A 16,191-nucleotide genomic window follows, 5' to 3' on the forward strand; every position below is an offset into this window, starting at 1 on the left:
TTTGTCGCGCGAGCAAAACTCATGCATCCTGCGCCTCTCCCCGCATCGCCCGGAGCCGGCCATGACGTATCTGCTGCCGCCACTCAACGCCCTGCGCGCCTTCGAGGCCGCGGCCCGTCATCTCAGCTTCAAGCAGGCCGCCCATGAGCTGCACGTCACGGCCGGTGCGATCAGCCAGCAAATCCGGCTCCTGGAGGAGCGGCTGGGCGTGCAGCTGTTCGAGCGCCGCACACGGCAGGTGGTTCTGACCTCGGCCGGCGAAACCTATCTGGCGCAGGTCCGAAAGGCGTTTCGCCGCCTTGCCGACGCCACCGCCGAGCTCAAGCCCGAGGGCGTCACGAGCCTGTTGCATATCGGGCTCCACGCCAGCGTTGCGCTCGACGGGCTGCGTGCGCGCCTCGCCCAATTTCGCCGTGCCGAGCCGCAACTCGCCATTCGGATCAGCCAGCCGGCGGGGCTGCACGAGCTGCTCGAAGGCAAGGTCGATGTCGTGATCGCGGACCGGGTGCAGCGCCACCCGGGCTACAAATGCGAGCCTCTCGAAAATGGCTTCCTGATCGGCCCGCTCGGCACCGCCGATTGCCCGGAGATCGAAGCCTTACGGTCCTGCCTGCTCGGTGACGCCGGGCCCGCGCGGTCGGCGCCACCGGGGGCGCCGCTCGTCGTCGGGAGGCCGAGTTCGTCGCGCAGGCCATCCAAGCCGCTCTTTTCCGCCTGAACGGGCCTGTTCACGGGCCTTCCGGTTTCGCGCCCCTCCCGTAACCGCCGGTTAACCATGGATATTTACGGTGTAGCAAGCCTCTGAGCTGGGGCAGTCAGTTGATTTCGAGTCCAACTCCATGGCGTTCGGTCGAAGCGCATCTCCGCGAAGCATCGCCCCGACGGAGCCAGCGGCTTCGTGGGAAGCGCCGCGGGCTGCGCGGACGAAGCCCGACGGCGCCGCACCGGCGCTGATCAGGGGGGCGCTGAGCGTCTCCGGCGTGCTCGGATTTCTGCGCGACAACGGCCGGCGCATTCTCGCGTTGGCGCTGGCGCTGTTTGCCCTCGGCGTCGTCGCCCTGATGGTGCTGCCGGTCCGCTATGCCGCGACGGCGCTCGTCGTGCTCGATCCCCGGGAGCTCCGTGTCACCACGGAGCAGGACGTGCTGCCGGGCATCGGCCAGGACGCCGCGGCGCTTCAGAGCCAGATCGAGATCGCCAAATCCGATGGCTTTCTCCGCCCGCTGATCGAGCAGCTCAAGGTCGCCGAGGACGACGATATCGCCGGCGGTCATACCGACATGACGCGCCTGCTCGAGAAATTCCGCAGCCGCCTCGAGATCACGCGCCGCGGGCTCACCTACGTCATCGCGATCTCCTTCACCTCGAACCGTTCCGAGCGGGCGGCCTACTATGCCAACGCCGTCGCCGAGGCCTTCGTCGCCAGCCAGGGCCGCGTCCGTACGGCGGCCACGGACGAGGCCGCCGACTGGCTCAAGGATCGCCTGAAGACGCTGAACGAGCGGTTGCGCGCATCGGAAGACGCCGTCGCCGCCTTCCGGCTCGAGCACAAGATCCTCAATGCCGGCAAGGATTCCACCACCCAGCAATTGCGGGTGACCGACCTCAATCAGCAGGTCTCCGCCGCGCGTCTTCGCGCCGAGGAAGCCAAGGCGCGCTACGACCAGGTGCAACGCGACCTCAAGGCCAATGTCGAGGGGCCGGTGAAGCAGGACCTGTTGAGCATGCTGCGCGCGCAGCGCTCGACCCTGAACGACCAGATCGCGCAGAAGAAGGCGGTGTATGGCGACCGCCACCCCGACCTCGCGATCTCCTACAGCCAGCTTGCGGACATCAACCGCCAGATCGAGGTCGAGCGGAAGAAGAACATCGACACCGCCAAGTCGGAATATGAAGCCCAGCTCGAGCAGCAGAACGCACTGGAGAAGCAGCTCAAGGCGGTCGAGACCCAGATGCTGGTCGATGGGCAGGCGCTGGTGAAGCTGCAGGAGCTGCAGCGCGACGCCGACGCCAACCGCAACATCTACGAGCAGTTCCTGTCGCGGTTCAAGACCACCAACGAGCAGCGTCAGCTGCAGAACTCCCAGACCAAGATCGCCTCGCCGGCCATCCCGCCGCTGCGCTCGACGCGCCCGCCGCTCGCGCTGCTGCTGGCGGCGCTGGCGATCGGCTCGCTGCTAACGTCGACCGCCGGCGTTGCGGCGATGGTGAGCATGTCCGCCGAGCCCGCGCCGGTCGAGCCTCCCATGCCTGCGGCGGTGACGGACACGCAAGCTCGGCAAATTCAGGTCCAATCGCAAGTCCAGTCGCAAGTCCAGCCGCAAGTCACGCTTCAAGCGCAACCGCCGCCCGCGGCCGCAGGCCGTCCGGATGCGATGCCGCGACTTCCCGTCTGGGCCCGCATCCCCGATCTGTTGTCCGGGACGGGCCCCACCACCGTCTGGCAAAGGCCCGTCGCCGCCTCGGCCGAACTCGATCTTGGCGTCTATCTGCGGCCGCTGCTGGAACGGATCGATCGCGTGCCGGTGCGCGGCTGCAAGGTTGCGCTCGTGCTGTCGGTCGGAAAGAGCGCCGGCGGCAACACCGTCGCGCGCTCGCTCAATCGTGCGGCCGTGAAGCGCGGCATGATGAGCGTGTTGATTCGCCTGCAGGCGGAATTCGCGGGTCACCAGCCTCCGGTGACCGAGTGGAACGACGGCTCGACCACGGCGGGCCTTCAGTCGATCGACGAGCTCTTGAGCGCCGGCCGCAAGGCCGATGCGCGACCCGAGGACGATATTCGTTCGGAGTTCGATCTGATCATCGTCCATGCCGGCAATCTCGCACTTCAGCCCGACGCCATCGCGCTGGCGGCGCATGCAGATCTGATCGTGCTGGTGGCGCGCGCGGGCGAGCTCGGATCGGCCGCGATGCGCCGGGTCACCGCCGCGCTGTCGCGGTACGAGACCGTGCCGACGGGGCTCGTCGTCAATCATGCGCCTGCGGGATCGCAGGCGCCGCACTCCGAGGGCGGTGCGCTGGGTCTTGCGGTTTGACGATGGCAGCATCGCGCCGTCGTCTGCCGGCTGCGGCGATGCTTTTCTCGATCGCGTTCGCCCCGCCTGTGTTCGCCGACAATTGCGTGGCCGTGCCGCAGACGGTTGCGCCGGGGCGGCTCGCCGCGCTGTCGCGCGGCTTCAATGCCGACGGCTGGATCAACGGCGAGGTGCCGAGCCGCGAGCTGCTGCAGCAATTGCGCCGCGCGGGCATGAGCCATGTCCGGCTGCCGGTGCCGGCAGAGCGCGTGATGCCGCGCTTCGCCGCGAAGGCCGAGCGCGACGAGACGCTGGGCGTGCTCGACAAGGCGCTGAAGCAGCTCACCGCGCTCGGCTATGCCACCTCGGTCGATCTTCATCCCGGCGAGCGCTTCAACCGCCTGCACAAGGAGGATCCGGACGCGGCGCTGAACGAGATGAAGGATGCCTGGAGCGGTCTTGCCGAGGTCATTCGATCCTATCCGGCCGATCGCGTCTTCGCCGAGCTGCTCAACGAGCCCGATGTCGATGCCGACAGATGGCAGACGCAGGTCGAGACGCTCGCCGCCTTCGTCCGCAAACTGCTTCCCACGACCACGCTCGTCGTCGGTCCGGTCAATTGGCAGCGCGCGGACTCGCTGCCGCGGTTTCGTCCGCTGGCGGATCCTGATGTCGTCTATGCCATCCACTTCTACGATCCCATGGTGTTCACCCATCAGGCCCATTGGGATGCGCAGGATCCGCTGCACGACATCATCGATCTGCCTTATCCGATCGATGCCGGCGATCCCAAGGTTCAGGCGATCCGCAGGGATCTGCAGGCGAGGGGCGCGGTCAAGGCGCTCGGCATGCTCGACGTCGCAATCGCCGCCGCCAGGGACAAGCCGTCGGCCGATCGCTGGCTCGCACCGGCGCTCGCATGGCAGCAGCAGTTCAAGCGGCCGATCGTCGTCAACGAGTTCGGTGTGCTGAAGGCCGGCGCGCCGAGACAAAGCCGGTTGCGCTGGCTGGCCGAAGTCACCGCCTATGCCAGGGAGCATTGCTGGGGCTGGACGCATTGGGAGCTGGCGCAGGGTTTTGGTCTCGTCGATCGCAGCACCGGCAGGGCCGATCCCGACGTGATGCGCGCGCTGCTCGGCGGTGCGAGCCGGCCCGGCCGGCGTTGACACCTGCGCGATCCAGGATCGTTAACGACTCCTTACCCATCGCCCCGCTATCGTGATCGCCGCGCGATGCCAAAGGACGATCGATGAGCGCCGGGGACTTACTGCAGGGTCACAGCGGGCAGGCCACGACATCACCGCCGGCCTGGCGCGAGCTGGCCGCGACGTTCTGCATCGCCGTGGCCACGATCGCCTTCGCGCCGGTCCTGCATCTGGCGAATCCGGCCCTGGCCATCGTCGTCGAGGTTCTCGTCGGCATCGCCATCGTGCTGGCGGTCCCGACCTATGCGCCGGCGATCGCGATCTTCGTTCTGTTCTTCCAGAACCTGTTCGTCTCGATCCTGTCGCCGCTGGTGCCGCTGCCGTCCGATCTCGACTTCATCAAGGGCTACAATTTCCTCGTCTGCTCGGTGATGTGGCTGGCCACGTTCGGCCTTTATGTGCTGGGTCAGAGGGATCAGTCGGCCGAAGTGAACCGGATCATGCGCTGGGGTGTCGTCACCCTTGCCGTGGTGTCGTTGTATTTCGCGATCGGTTTCATCCAGGACGGACAGCCGGCCGCGGTCTATCTGCGCAACATCGTCCTGCCGCTGTTCCTGTTCCAGCTGTCGCTTCTGACCGCTGCGACCTATGAGGTGCGCATCACGCCGTTCCTGGTGACGCTCGCGGTGATCCTCGTCTGTTGCGGCTATGTCGAGCTCGTCTTCCGCGATGTCTGGCTCGCCATCACCAACAGCTATACGTTCTGGGGATTCGACGAGCTCAAGGCGACCCATTCGGGTGTCTGGGAGGCCCAGATGCGGGCGACCGGCAACGTGCCCGTCGACCTCAAGGACCGCTTCAGCTTCGACTTTCTGAACACGCCCCTGCTCGAAGGGTTCGGCCTGTCGAAGATGCTGCGTATCAACGGCCCGAACATGCATCCGATCAGCTTCGCCTACGGGGTCGGCTTTCTCGCCTTGTTCCTGTTCTCGGTGGGGCGGCCGCTGCTGGCGCTCGCAGCGTTGCCGCTGCTGGTGTTCTGCAGCGTGAAGGGCGCGATCATCGTGGTGATCTTCGTGGTTGCGGCCTGGATCGCGACCCGCCTGCTCGGCGCCGTGGTGACGTTGTTGCTCGGCTTCCTCGGCATGGCCGCCTTCGCGGTTCTGGCGATCCGCCTCGGACTGCAGATCGGCGACTATCACGTCATTGGGTTGATGGGCGGCCTGGACGGATTCGTGCAGAGACCTTTCGGCCGGGGTCTCGGCATCGGCGGCAATCTGTCGGAGAGCTATTTTTCCATCGACTGGAGCGCCGCGCAGGCGGCCGGAACGATCGACGGCGCGGTCGAGAGCGCGATCGGCGTTCTCCTGTACCAGATGGGCGTCGGCGCCTTCGTGCTGCTGGCCTTCTATTTCGCGATGGCGCTGAAGGCCTGGCGCCTCTACGCCTCGTCGGGCTATCTGACGCAGGGTCTCGCCGGCTTCGGCGTCATGGTCGTGCTGCTCAACGGATTGTTTCAGGAAGAGGCATTGTTCGCGCCGCTCGCGCTGGGGCTGATGCTCTCGCTCACAGGCCTCGTCATCGGCAGCCATGTGAGAATGCAGGCACTCGCGGGTGAAGAGGACGAGGTCGAGCAGCTCGCCAGCTACCAGCCCGCGGCATGAGCCGGCAGCCCGCCAGTCGCGCGGCGCCGTGGTGAGGACGCTCTGCCGCAGGAACTTCCAGTTTTTCCCGGCGTTGAGCCCACGGTCCGCACCCCGCGGCGGCAAATGTGATGAAGAATTTTTCCAACGCTGCATTCTCCCCCGAGGTGATCGCGGTCATGACCACGGCTCTGGAAGCTGCGGTTGCGAGCCTGCCGGAGCCCCTGCATACCGCGCACGTCAACGCGCTCGCCGAATCCATTCTGCGCACCGCCAGCGCGGGCGAGCGGAACGTCGCCGACCTGCAGCGGATTGCCCTGATGGAGCTGCAACTGATGCCGCGCAATTGATGAGCAAGGGATGATGTGGACATGAAGACAACGTTCGCTGTCGGCCTCGCGCTGCTTGCCACGCTGTCCGCCGCGCGGGCAGAAAGCTGGACCACCTACCGCATCCCCGAGACCGGAACCTCGGTCGACATCCCCACGTCGCTGTTCACGGAGACGGCCGGCAAGCCCGACGGCCTCGGCCAGCAATTTCGCACCTCCGACGGCAGGGCCGATTTCACTGTCCAGGCCGTTTCCAACAGCCAAGGTCTTTCGCCGGCCGAGTTCCTCGCCAGGAAGAATCCGCCGTCCGGAATCGTCTACAAGCGTATCGCGCGGAATTTCTTCGTGGTCTCCAGCATCAGGCGCGACAAGATCTGGTACGACCGCTGCAATTTCTCGCGCGGCTACGTGCACTGCGTGCTGATCAATTATCCCGCGGCCGAGAAGCGGCAATGGGACCGCGTCGTCACGCGGGTCAGCCACAGCCTGAGCCCTAACTGAATCGAAAGGAAGAGCTGCCCGAACAAGTCGGGCAGCAAGGGGCGTGAGATTAGCGTGCGGTCGTCGATGTGGTCGACATGGTCGGCTTCGAGCCCGGCACATGCGACATGGTCTTGGTCGTCGAGCCGACCTCTTCACCGGCCTTGACCTTGGTGCGCGTATGCGAGCGGCTGAACGTGCCGCCCTCATGGGCCTGCGCCCGGGCATTGGAGTTCATCACGGGGCCGTTGCCCTTGTTCGTGCTGACGCCGGTCTGCGCCTTGCCATCGACGGCTGCGGCGCTTCCGCCGGCCGCGATCGACGAGCCGGTGCTGCCGTTGGCAGAGGTGGACGTGCCGCCCGTGCCGACCGTCGAGGCCGCGGTGCCGCCGGCTGCGGCCGAGCCGCCGCTTCCGCCCGTGACACTCTTCTGCGCGAGAGCCGGTGAGGTGGCGGCAAGCAGAGCTGCAACTGCCGCGGTCGCAAATGACGTTCTCATGTTCAATCCTCTCTGTGAACTCTAAGGGGACGAGGTCGAAATCGTACAGCCGTTGACGGTGATGGTGCTGGCGCTGGTGGAGCCAGGGCCGCCTGCGGTCGAAGACGAGCTCGAAACGCTGCCGCCGCCCGCCTGCACGTGCACCGACGATCCGCCGGCCGAGCTCGAGCTTGAAAGCGAGCCGCTCGAGGCGGTCGAACCGGTCGTGCTTGAACCCGATGAGCCGACCGCGGTGATGCTGCCGTCGGCATGTTTTTCGACCGTGACCCTGCAGGTCTCGCCCGATGCCGTCTTGCCGGTCTTTTCCATGGTGGCTGCCTGAGCAGCGCCCGTCATCAAGCTCAACGCTGCGATCGCAATGATTGATCTGTTCATGCGAGTTCTCCTCCAACAGGGGACGAAGGAGCGGCATCGCTGCCGCTCCTTCTCAAGGCATCAATCCTTGTCCTTCTTCATCTCGCCCTTGCTGTGGCCCTTGCCCTTTTCCATGCCCATGTCGCTGGCATGACCCGCAGACGAGCCGGCCGCGCCGACGGTCGAGCCGCTCTTGCCGTCGCCGGCCGACGAGCCGCCGGTGCCGACGGTGGACGCGGAGTTGGAGCCCGAGCCCGCGGCGGAGCCGCCGGTGCCGACACTGGACGAGCTCTTGCCGCCGCCGGCCGACGAGCCACCGGTGCCGAGCGTCGAAGCCGAGCCGCTACCCGTGCCGCTGCCGGCCGCAGAGCCGCCGGTGCCGACGCTCGAGCTGCTGGTGCCGCCGCCCGCCGACGAGCCGCCGGTACCGAGCGTCGAGGCCGAGCCGCTGCCAGATCCGCTGCCGGCCGAAGAGCCACCGGTGCCCACGGTCGAGCTGCTGGTGCCGCCACCCGCCGACGAACCGCCGGTGCCGACCGTCGAGCTCGACTGCGCAACGGCGAACGCGGTGGTGGCGAGCAGCGCGGCCGCAGCCGCAGAGAGCTTCAGAATCCTCATGTTGTCTCCTCCAGGGTTTCCAAAAACAAATTGCCAAATACGGCTCGGGATAAACTGGCAATCGCGCAATCGTTCCTCGCGTCGAACATGTCGACGCGCGTTCCCTGGAGTTCCGCGACACGGCGCGAGATGCGCACCGCGCTTGCATTAATCCGGCATTCATCTGCACGAGGCGCCGTCGGCTTTGCGCAGCATTGGCGCGACGCGGCAGCGGAGCCGGCGCGTGAGACCGAGCCAGCCGCACGATGACAGCGCGCGCCGGTCGCACGCCGCGCGCTGTCAGTCCGGCTCTCGATCACGGCAGGCCCCGACTTGCATCTGGCGCAACATGCTTGCGCCCATGGCGATAGGCAGCGCATCGGCGGCTGGGAGATAATTGCGCCGCGTCGCGCGGGTCGGGTTTTCCGCCCGCTGCAACCCTGCCTGGCCGGGTGAAACGTGACTGGGCGATCAGGCGCCTCGTCTGAATCGAACCGATCCCGTGGCGAGGTGTCCCCGTCCACGTTGCAGAAGGGGCACCGATGACGGGACCGGCGAAGCGGTTGGCCGCAGCCAGAACGAAGCCTGACAGTGAAGTGGTGCCATTCCTCGCCGGTCGCGTCGACACGGTGCTTGAACCCGCGGAGTGGAGCATTTTTCGGATGCGACCCGTCCGGGCCGCACTTGGTTCGGTGTCGGTGGCCGCCCTCGCTCTGTCACTTGGCATCTCGACGGCCATGAAGGCGCAGGCGCAGGCCACCGGCGGTGGCGGCGGCACGGGTTTCAGCACCAGCAACGACAACACGGGCGGCAGCGGCGGTGCCGCAGACACGGCTGGCGAAGACGGACACGGAGGCGGCGGCAGCGGTGGCGCGGCCGGCACGTCGGCATCGCCGACCGGCGGCGCAGGCGGTGCCGGCAGCGGCGGCTTCGGCGGATCTGGCGGTGGCGGCGGCGGTGGCGGCGCCACCGGTCCGTTCCCCGACGCGGTTCTCCCGTTCACGCGCATCGGCGGTGACGGAGGTGTCGGCGGCGTCGGCGCCAACGGCGGCGTCATCTCCAGCGGTGGCGGTGGCGGCGGCGCCGGTGGCGATGCATCGCGGTTCGGGGCTTTACCCGGCGTGACCGTCATCCTGACCGATCGCATCGGTGGCAATGGCGGCAATGGCGGCGCGGCCACGCTGGCCAGCGGCGGCGGGGGTGGCGGCGGCGGCGCGGGCGTGGTGCTCCTGGACTCCGGCACGCTCGAGATTTTCCGCAACGTGACCGGCGGCGCGGGCGGGGCCGGCGGGGGTGGCGGCATCATCGGCACGGGCGGCACCGGCGGCACGGGCTCCGGCGGCGCGGCCGGCGGTGTCGGCGGCAGCGGAGTTGGTGGTGGCGGCGGTGGTGGCGCCGGCATCGTCATGCAGCAGGGCGGCAGCCTGATCATCGACAGCGGCTTCTTCATTCGCGGCGGTGCCGGCGGCACCGGTGCGCAAGGCGGCGCCGGTGGCGCGGGCATCGTCGGCGGCGCCGGCGGAAACACCGCGGTCATCGTTGCCGGCTTCGTCGTCGGCGGGCTCGGCGGCGATGGCGTGACGCGCGCCAACGCGATCTCGCTGTTCGGCAGCGACAACCGCCTGGAGATCGATGGCCACCCGATCTTCGGCTCCGGTCTCTTCACCGGCAATGTCGTGGTGTCCGGCGGCGGCAGCAACAATGTGCTGGCGCTCGGCGGCAGCGTCGATGCCGATTTCGACGTGTCGCAGATCGGCCCGGCGGGGCAATATCGCGGCTTCGACACCTTCCAGAAGACCGGCACCAGCACCTGGACGCTGTTCGGCAGCGGTAGCCAGAACTGGTCGGTCGATTCGGGCGTGCTCCGGGCCGACACCGGCAGTCTCACCGGCAACGTCACCTTCGCCACCGGCGCAGGCACGCGCGGCGTCACCTTCGACCAGAATTCCAGCGGCATCTATGCCGGCACGATGTCCGGCGACGGCGCTCTGACCAAGGCCGGCACCGGCACGCTGACGCTGACCGGCACGCACGGCTATACCGGCGGAACGACGATCCAGGGCGGCACCTTGCAACTCGGCGATGCCACCCACGTTGCCACGATCGTCGGCGCGGTCACGGTGAATGCGTCAGGCGGTCTCGATCTCGTCAACGCCAACACCGCCGGCATTACGACCATCACCAATGACGGCCTCACGCGCTTCTTCGGCAACACCAGTCCGGCCAGCATGGCGATCAGCAACGGCGCCGCCGGCAAGGTGGATGTCAGCGGCAGCACCGGGCCGGCCGGCGATGGCAGGCTCGCGGTGGGATCGATCGCAGGCGCGGGCCTGTTCTTCCTCGGCAATCGCGAGACCACCGTCGGCGGCAACGACGCCTCGACCACCGTCAGCGGCGTGATTTCCGACGGCAATTCCGCAGGGAGCGGAGCCAGCGGCGGATCGCTGGTGAAAGTCGGCGCCGGCACGCTGACGCTCTCGGGCGTCAACAGCTACACCGGCGGCACGACGATCGCGGCCGGCGTGCTCTCGGTCGCGGCCGACGCCAATCTCGGCGGCGCCGCGGGCGCGCTCAGCTTCAACGGCGGCACGCTGGCGAGCACCGGCAGCTTCGACAGCGCGCGCACGGTGACGCTGGCACGGGCCGGCCGCTTCGACGTCGCCGCAGCAACCACGCTCGGCCTCACCGGCGTGGTCGCAGGCAGCGGCGACCTGATCAAGCTCGGCGCCGGCACGCTGCGGCTCGACAATGGCGGCAACGCCTATGGCAACACCTTCGTGCAGGCCGGCACGCTGATCGGGAATGCGGGCTCGATCTCGGGCACCATCGGCAACGCCGGCACGGTGGTGTTCCAGCAGAGCAGCGACGCCAGCTTTGCCGGCGACATCCTCGCCTTCAACGGCGTGCGCGGCGGCATGGTCAAGCAAGGCGCCGGGATCTTGAATCTGGCCGGAAGCTCCGCGCTCGACTGGACCATCGCAGCCGGAGGTCTGGTCACCGCCGCCGAGCGCTTCGGCGGCAACGCGGCGATCAATGCCGGTGCCGCGCTGACCTTCGGCCAGAGCGTCAATGCAGCCTATGCCGGCGTGCTGTCGGGATCCGGCAACGTCCACAAGGCGGGCTCGGGCGCGCTCAACCTGACCGGCAATTCCGCGGGCTTTACCGGCGCGACGCTGGTCGATGCCGGCCTGCTGTCGGTCAACGGATCGCTCGCCAATTCCGCCGTCGCCGTCGCGGCCGGAGCCGCGCTCGGCGGCAACGGCACCGTCGCCGACACCGTCGTCGCCGGCACGATTGCGCCCGGCAACTCGATCGGCACGCTGCACGTCGCGGGCAACATCACCTTCAATCCGGGTTCGACCTACAACGTCGAGCTCAGCGCCGGCGGTCAGTCCGACCTCGTCGGCGCCACCGGTTCGGCCACCGTCAATGGCGGCACGGTGCAGATCGCCAATGTGGCAGGGTCGTACAAGCTCGGTGCCCGCTACACCATCGTTACGGCGACCGGTGGCGTCACCGGCACGTTCGCAAGCCTGACGGCGCCAACGGCAAGGTGGGCGCCGTTCCTGGCCTTCGCGCTGGCCTACGATCCAAACGCGGTCTATCTCGACGTCACGCGCAACGGCGCGCTGTTCACTTCGGTGGCGCAGACGCGCAACCAGATCGCCACGGCCGGCGCGCTCGACAGCCTGCCGCAATCCGGTTCGTTCATGACCGCGGTCGCGCAGCTCGACGCGCCGGGAGCCCGCAATGCGTTCGACCAGCTCTCCGGCGAGATGCACGCCTCGGTCGCCACCGCACTGGTCGAGGGCAGCGGCTTCGTGCGCGACAGCGCCACGAGCCGCATCCGCGGCGCCTTCGACGCCATCGGCGCAACGCGCACCCCGGTGATGGCCTTCGCCGAACCCGTGCAAGGCGGTCCCGCCATGGCCTTCGCATCGCTCGATTCCACCAAAGCCGCGCCGGCGTCCCATGAGCGCTTCACGCTGTGGGGACAGGGTTTTGGTGGCTGGGGTCATACCGGCAGTGACGGCAACGCAGCTCGCCTCAACCGGTCCACCGCAGGCTTCGTCACCGGCGGCGACGCGCCGGTGCTCGACAGCGGCCGCCTCGGCCTGATGGCCGGCTACAGCCGGACCTCGTTCGACGTCAGGGACCGCGGCTCTTCGGGCGCCAGCGACAATTATCATCTCGGGCTCTATGGCGGCGCGCAGTGGGGCCGTGTCGGCTTCCGCAGCGGTGCCGCCTATACCTGGCACGACATCTCGACCGCCCGCTCCATGGCCATCACCGGCTTCAGCGACAGCCTGAAGGCGGACCACCGGGCTGCGACGGCGCAGATCTTCGGTGAGTTCGGCTACGGCTTGCGCGCCGGCAAGTCCGGCCTCGAGCCCTTCGTCAATCTGGCCCACGTCAACTTCCGCAACGACGGTTTCGCAGAGACCGGCGGCGCGGCGGCCCTGCATGGGGCGAGCGGCAGCATCGCCACCACTTTCACGACGCTGGGGCTTCATGCCTCGACCGAATTCACGCTGTTTGGCGCGGCCCTGACCGCGCGCGCCACGCCCGGCTGGCGTCATGCCTTCGGCGACACGTTGCCGCTGTCGACCTTCACGTTCGCCGGCAGCGCGCCCTTCACCGTCGCGGGCGTGCCAATCGCCAGGGATGCGCTGGTGCTCGACGCCGGACTGGATGTCGCATTGGCGCGCAACATCACGCTCGGCATCGCCTATGGCGGACAGTTCGGAAGCGGTGCGGCCGACCAGAATGTCAAAGGCACGCTCGCGGTCAGATTCTAGAACATGATCTGCATCGACGCTGCCCGCCCGGCAAGCCCACCTGTAATCTGCTTCACATGCAAATCGCGCCAATGACGTTAGATGAATCAGGCCCCGCTATCGCGCGCGGCCGGTTCGGAGCTGGCGATGATGACTGCATTGGCAAGGGCAATATCCCGCGCGACGCGAACCAATGTCGACGTCGAAACGCTGAAGGTGCTCGTGATTTTCGCGGGCGCGGGCCTGCTGTTGTCGCTCGTCGCCGTCATGATCTACAAACAGGCCGCCAGCGCGGCCTTGTTTTGAGATCGCTCGCGGGGGCTCACCTCATATTTCCGTCTCAATGAGTCGCTCCAATCCTGTTGCCGGCAGGAGGAGCCATTGAGAGCTGCGCTGGTCTCATTGTTCGTCATGTTGCCGTTCGCGGCATCCGCTCAGGCGGAGCGGGAGGAAGCGTCCGTTTCCCGTCTCAGAGCTTGCGTCCGCGCGCACGCCGCTGATGCACAAGCCGTCGGCGTTCGGACCCCCGGCGAGGCCGAGAGCTACTTCATCGACAAGTGCGTTCCGCTGTTCGGGATGTTCCTGAACCCGAACAGGATCCCGACAGAAGAGGTCGGTCCGCTGGCGCCCGGAATTTATCGCAAGGCCATCGAGCAGGAATGGCGTGCCTTTCTCGAAGGGGCGAACGGGCAACGCTGAGTTTGCAGATGTTTCTGCAACGACCGAACCGCAACGGGGCCCGCCATCATCGAACTGTCACCGCCTTGTCATTCGTGCTCTATCGATCACTGTTTCCTTCGCCGCGCATCGTGGAGGCTGATATGCATCTGACCGAGACAATTTCGTCCGACCGCCGGGCGATCCTGAGGGGCTTTGCGGCCGCAGCCGTCACGTCGCTGGCGGCACCGGCGATGGCGGCCGAGACTCTTCCGGCGGCGCCGACCGGAGCGGGCGGCGCCACCGACAAGGCCTATTGGGCTGACGTCAAGCGGCTCTATGCCGTGACGCCGGATGTCGTCAATCTCGAGAACGGCTATTGGGGGATCATGACCGAGCCGGTGCGGCGCGAGTTCATTCGCCAGTCCGACATGATCAACTATCAGAACACCTATTACGCGCGGCAGCGCGCAGGTGCGGATTTCGAGGCCGTGCGCACCAGGGTGGCGGAGGCGGTCGGCGCGGCGGTGGAGGAGATCGCGCTCACCCGCGGCGCGACCGAGGCGCTGCAGCTCCTCATCGGCGGCTACAACAGGCTGAAGCCCGGTGACGGCGTGCTCTATGCCGATCTCGACTATGATTCGATGCAGTATGCGATGAACGCGCTTCGGGCGCGCCGTGGTGTCGACGTGGTCAAGTTCGACGTGCCGGAGCCAGCCACGCGCCAGGCCGTGCTCGACGCCTATGCCCGCGCCATCGAGGCCAATCCGAAGACGCGGCTTCTGCTCCTGACCCATGTCAGCCATCGCACCGGCTTCGTCATGCCGGTCGCCGAGCTCGCCCGCATGGCGAAGGCCAAGGGCATCGACACCATCGTCGACGCTGCGCATTCCTGGGGACAGATCGATTTCAAGGTGAGTGAGCTCGAAGCCGATTTCGTCGGCTTCAATCTGCACAAATGGATCGGGGCGCCGCTCGGTGTGGGGTTCCTCTACATCAGGAAGGACCGCCTCGCCGCCATCGATCGCGACATGGGCGACGAGGATTTTGCGGAGGCCGATATCCGCTCGCGGGTTCATACCGGCACGGTCAATTTCGCCACGGTGCTGACGGTGCCGACGGCGGTGGCGCTGCATCAGCAGATCGGCGCCGCGGCAAAGCAGGCCCGGCTGCGCTATCTCAGGGATTACTGGGTGAGTCGCGCCCGCGGTTTCAAGGACATCGAGATCCTGACGCCGGATGAAGCCGGCTCATACGGCGCGATCACGTCCTTCCGCCTCGCCGGCAAGACTGGCAAGGCCGACAACGAGGCCATCGTGGTGAAGCTCCGCGACAGCCACAAGGTCATGACGGTGCGCCGGGCCGGCGTCGCCAAGGGCCAGTGCATCCGCGTGACGCCGGCGCTCTTTACCGACGAGGCCGATCTCGATCGCCTGGTCGAGGCGCTGGCCGTCGTCACCGGCACGAAGACGGGCTGAAGCTGCGCGAGGCGAGAGCGGTGGCGTCCGGCGTCAACTGCGCTTGACGGACTGGATCAGGTCCCGGTCGCGCGACCGCTGGAGATCGCGCGCCAATTCTGTTCGGACCGGCGTTGTCGGGCTACAAGACCAGCCTATCCAACGGTCGCCGATTTGCGCCTGGGCCGCGACGGCATGCGTAGGAGATGGCTCGTGCCTTACGACAAGAAAGCCCTTGCGATCCTTCTCGAGGCCTATTGGTCGCCAAGGGGCTGGAAGCAGGACGGGCCGGTTGATCGGGCAGATTTCGAATATGCCCGTCAAGCCGGTTACATGTTCGATTCCGTTGCAGTGACGCACGACGACATCGTCACGCGGCTCGTCTCCGTTCGTGCCCGCATCAATCTGGAGCAGGTCGCGGACGCTTTCCTGGCCAGCCTCAGCACCCGCCGGCTCGACTTACGCTCGGCGCTGGGCAGCTTCTCCTGCGCCGCGCAGTTTCCTCGTCATCAACTCCTCGAACAGACCGCACGTCGCGTGCCGAGTGGCCGGCTGCATTGCCGCATCTGCGGGCGCTACGGTCACGCGAGCCCGGAGCCGGAGGACATCAACATTCTGAGCTTCGAGAGATGGAAATGGGGCGGCATTCGTCACGTCGATCCCCTGTACGGCTGGTTCGACCTGGCTCAGTTCGAGAAGGCCGATCCGGTCGCGCCGACGGAGGATGATTGTTCGATCCTGGCGGAGATTATCGACATTGCCGCCGGCCTCGCTCCGGACGCGAGGCCGAACGAGCTGGAAAGGCGCATTGGCAAGGTGATCAAGTCGAACCGCGCGGAGCGATGCGTCCTGATCCAGATTCTCGGCTATTGCGGCGTTCTGAAGCCGGCGGGCCGCAGCGGCTTCCTGCAGGCCTTTACGCCGGATGAGCTCCGGGACCGGCCGGCCGATCACAGCAATGACTGGACCTACCCGGTGATCTGGTGGCGCGGCACGGACGGCATCGACCTCGATGTCCTCGGCCAGCTCTTTCCGAAAGTCGCGGCGATGGTCTGAGAGTTGCGGGCGCGGGACGTCATCCGCCCAATCGACGATGCCGCCTGACGGCCACCCCGGTGCCACGTGCGTCGGGATCGCCTCGATCGCATGCGCGCAAGAGCGACGCTGGGCTAGGTTCTGTACTCAAACCCCCTTGTCGCCGCTGAGCCGGAGTGATTCAAGGCTTCCCAATGGAGGCT

The 16,191-nt window shown here is 67.2% G+C and carries 14 protein-coding genes; 12 read left to right on the plus strand and 2 right to left on the minus strand.

Annotation, left to right across the window (positions count from 1 at the left end):
• Window positions 1–61 precede the first annotated feature (61 nt).
• The 6 genes from CO669_RS20865 to CO669_RS20890 all read left to right on the plus strand — a co-directional run bounded on the left by CO669_RS20865 (window position 62) and on the right by CO669_RS20890 (window position 6,632).
• Window positions 62–718 (plus strand): LysR family transcriptional regulator, encoded by a 657-nt coding sequence (locus CO669_RS20865; protein WP_097661839.1) that lies wholly within the window; start codon window positions 62–64, stop codon window positions 716–718.
• A gap of 121 nt (window positions 719–839) precedes the next feature.
• Window positions 840–3,035 carry a GumC family protein gene (locus CO669_RS20870; RefSeq protein ID WP_097661814.1) on the plus strand — a complete coding sequence of 732 codons (2,196 nt, stop codon included), beginning with the start codon at window positions 840–842 and terminating at the stop codon, window positions 3,033–3,035.
• Window positions 3,036–3,073: 38 nt separating this feature from the next.
• Window positions 3,074–4,180, plus strand: coding sequence for a glycoside hydrolase family 5 protein (locus tag CO669_RS20875; protein WP_245444408.1), 1,107 nt, complete (start codon window positions 3,074–3,076; stop codon window positions 4,178–4,180).
• A gap of 83 nt (window positions 4,181–4,263) precedes the next feature.
• Window positions 4,264–5,823 carry a hypothetical protein gene (locus tag CO669_RS20880; RefSeq protein WP_198964147.1) on the plus strand — a complete coding sequence of 520 codons (1,560 nt, stop codon included), beginning with the start codon at window positions 4,264–4,266 and terminating at the stop codon, window positions 5,821–5,823.
• Window positions 5,824–5,933: 110 nt separating this feature from the next.
• Window positions 5,934–6,152, plus strand: coding sequence for a hypothetical protein (locus CO669_RS20885; RefSeq protein ID WP_097661816.1), 219 nt, complete (start codon window positions 5,934–5,936; stop codon window positions 6,150–6,152).
• Window positions 6,153–6,173: 21 nt separating this feature from the next.
• Entirely contained in the window at window positions 6,174–6,632 is a 459-nt protein-coding gene (locus tag CO669_RS20890) for a hypothetical protein (protein ID WP_097661817.1), read from the plus strand.
• A 49-nt stretch (window positions 6,633–6,681) separates the two neighbouring features.
• On the opposite strand, the gene CO669_RS20895 is transcribed toward CO669_RS20890, so the two are convergent.
• Complete coding sequence (locus tag CO669_RS20895) at window positions 6,682–7,110, minus strand: hypothetical protein (RefSeq protein WP_097661841.1); 429 nt, start codon at window positions 7,108–7,110, stop codon at window positions 6,682–6,684.
• A 52-nt stretch (window positions 7,111–7,162) separates the two neighbouring features.
• Between CO669_RS20895 and CO669_RS36075 the strand changes: the two genes are divergently transcribed.
• Window positions 7,163–7,432: a hypothetical protein gene (locus CO669_RS36075; protein ID WP_198964148.1), complete on the plus strand. Its 270-nt coding sequence runs from the start codon at window positions 7,163–7,165 to the stop codon at window positions 7,430–7,432.
• Between the two features lie 113 nt (window positions 7,433–7,545).
• On the opposite strand, the gene CO669_RS20905 is transcribed toward CO669_RS36075, so the two are convergent.
• A complete protein-coding gene (locus CO669_RS20905; RefSeq protein ID WP_097661819.1) occupies window positions 7,546–8,082 on the minus strand; it encodes a hypothetical protein in 537 nt (178 codons plus the stop codon).
• Between the two features lie 641 nt (window positions 8,083–8,723).
• Here CO669_RS20905 and CO669_RS20910 point away from each other — a divergent pair.
• The 5 genes from CO669_RS20910 to CO669_RS20930 all read left to right on the plus strand — a co-directional run bounded on the left by CO669_RS20910 (window position 8,724) and on the right by CO669_RS20930 (window position 16,009).
• Entirely contained in the window at window positions 8,724–12,860 is a 4,137-nt protein-coding gene (locus tag CO669_RS20910) for an autotransporter domain-containing protein (protein ID WP_143278699.1), read from the plus strand.
• 81 nt (window positions 12,861–12,941) lie between these two features.
• Window positions 12,942–13,145: a hypothetical protein gene (locus tag CO669_RS20915; protein ID WP_097661821.1), complete on the plus strand. Its 204-nt coding sequence runs from the start codon at window positions 12,942–12,944 to the stop codon at window positions 13,143–13,145.
• A gap of 75 nt (window positions 13,146–13,220) precedes the next feature.
• Window positions 13,221–13,538 carry a hypothetical protein gene (locus CO669_RS20920; RefSeq protein ID WP_143278700.1) on the plus strand — a complete coding sequence of 106 codons (318 nt, stop codon included), beginning with the start codon at window positions 13,221–13,223 and terminating at the stop codon, window positions 13,536–13,538.
• A gap of 122 nt (window positions 13,539–13,660) precedes the next feature.
• Window positions 13,661–14,974 carry an aminotransferase class V-fold PLP-dependent enzyme gene (locus tag CO669_RS20925; RefSeq protein WP_097661823.1) on the plus strand — a complete coding sequence of 438 codons (1,314 nt, stop codon included), beginning with the start codon at window positions 13,661–13,663 and terminating at the stop codon, window positions 14,972–14,974.
• 192 nt (window positions 14,975–15,166) lie between these two features.
• Complete coding sequence (locus CO669_RS20930) at window positions 15,167–16,009, plus strand: hypothetical protein (protein ID WP_097661824.1); 843 nt, start codon at window positions 15,167–15,169, stop codon at window positions 16,007–16,009.
• Window positions 16,010–16,191: the final 182 nt, after the last annotated feature.

It is taken from the genome of Bradyrhizobium sp. Y36 (assembly GCF_002531575.1).
GTDB lineage: Bacteria > Pseudomonadota > Alphaproteobacteria > Rhizobiales > Xanthobacteraceae > Bradyrhizobium.

Bases quoted from the DNA above. Each gene is read 5' to 3' on its own strand.
- CO669_RS20865 (WP_097661839.1), top strand. From the start codon at position 62: ATGACGTATCTGCTGCCGCCACTCAACGCCCTGCGCGCCTTCGAGGCC.
- CO669_RS20870 (WP_097661814.1), top strand. From the start codon at position 840: ATGGCGTTCGGTCGAAGCGCATCTCCGCGAAGCATCGCCCCGACGGAG.
- CO669_RS20875 (WP_245444408.1), top strand. From the start codon at position 3,074: ATGCTTTTCTCGATCGCGTTCGCCCCGCCTGTGTTCGCCGACAATTGC.
- CO669_RS20880 (WP_198964147.1), top strand. From the start codon at position 4,264: ATGAGCGCCGGGGACTTACTGCAGGGTCACAGCGGGCAGGCCACGACA.
- CO669_RS20885 (WP_097661816.1), top strand. From the start codon at position 5,934: ATGAAGAATTTTTCCAACGCTGCATTCTCCCCCGAGGTGATCGCGGTC.
- CO669_RS20890 (WP_097661817.1), top strand. From the start codon at position 6,174: ATGAAGACAACGTTCGCTGTCGGCCTCGCGCTGCTTGCCACGCTGTCC.
- CO669_RS20895 (WP_097661841.1), bottom strand. From the start codon at position 7,110: ATGAGAACGTCATTTGCGACCGCGGCAGTTGCAGCTCTGCTTGCCGCC.
- CO669_RS20905 (WP_097661819.1), bottom strand. From the start codon at position 8,082: ATGAGGATTCTGAAGCTCTCTGCGGCTGCGGCCGCGCTGCTCGCCACC.
- CO669_RS20910 (WP_143278699.1), top strand. From the start codon at position 8,724: ATGCGACCCGTCCGGGCCGCACTTGGTTCGGTGTCGGTGGCCGCCCTC.
- CO669_RS20915 (WP_097661821.1), top strand. From the start codon at position 12,942: ATGAATCAGGCCCCGCTATCGCGCGCGGCCGGTTCGGAGCTGGCGATG.
- CO669_RS20925 (WP_097661823.1), top strand. From the start codon at position 13,661: ATGCATCTGACCGAGACAATTTCGTCCGACCGCCGGGCGATCCTGAGG.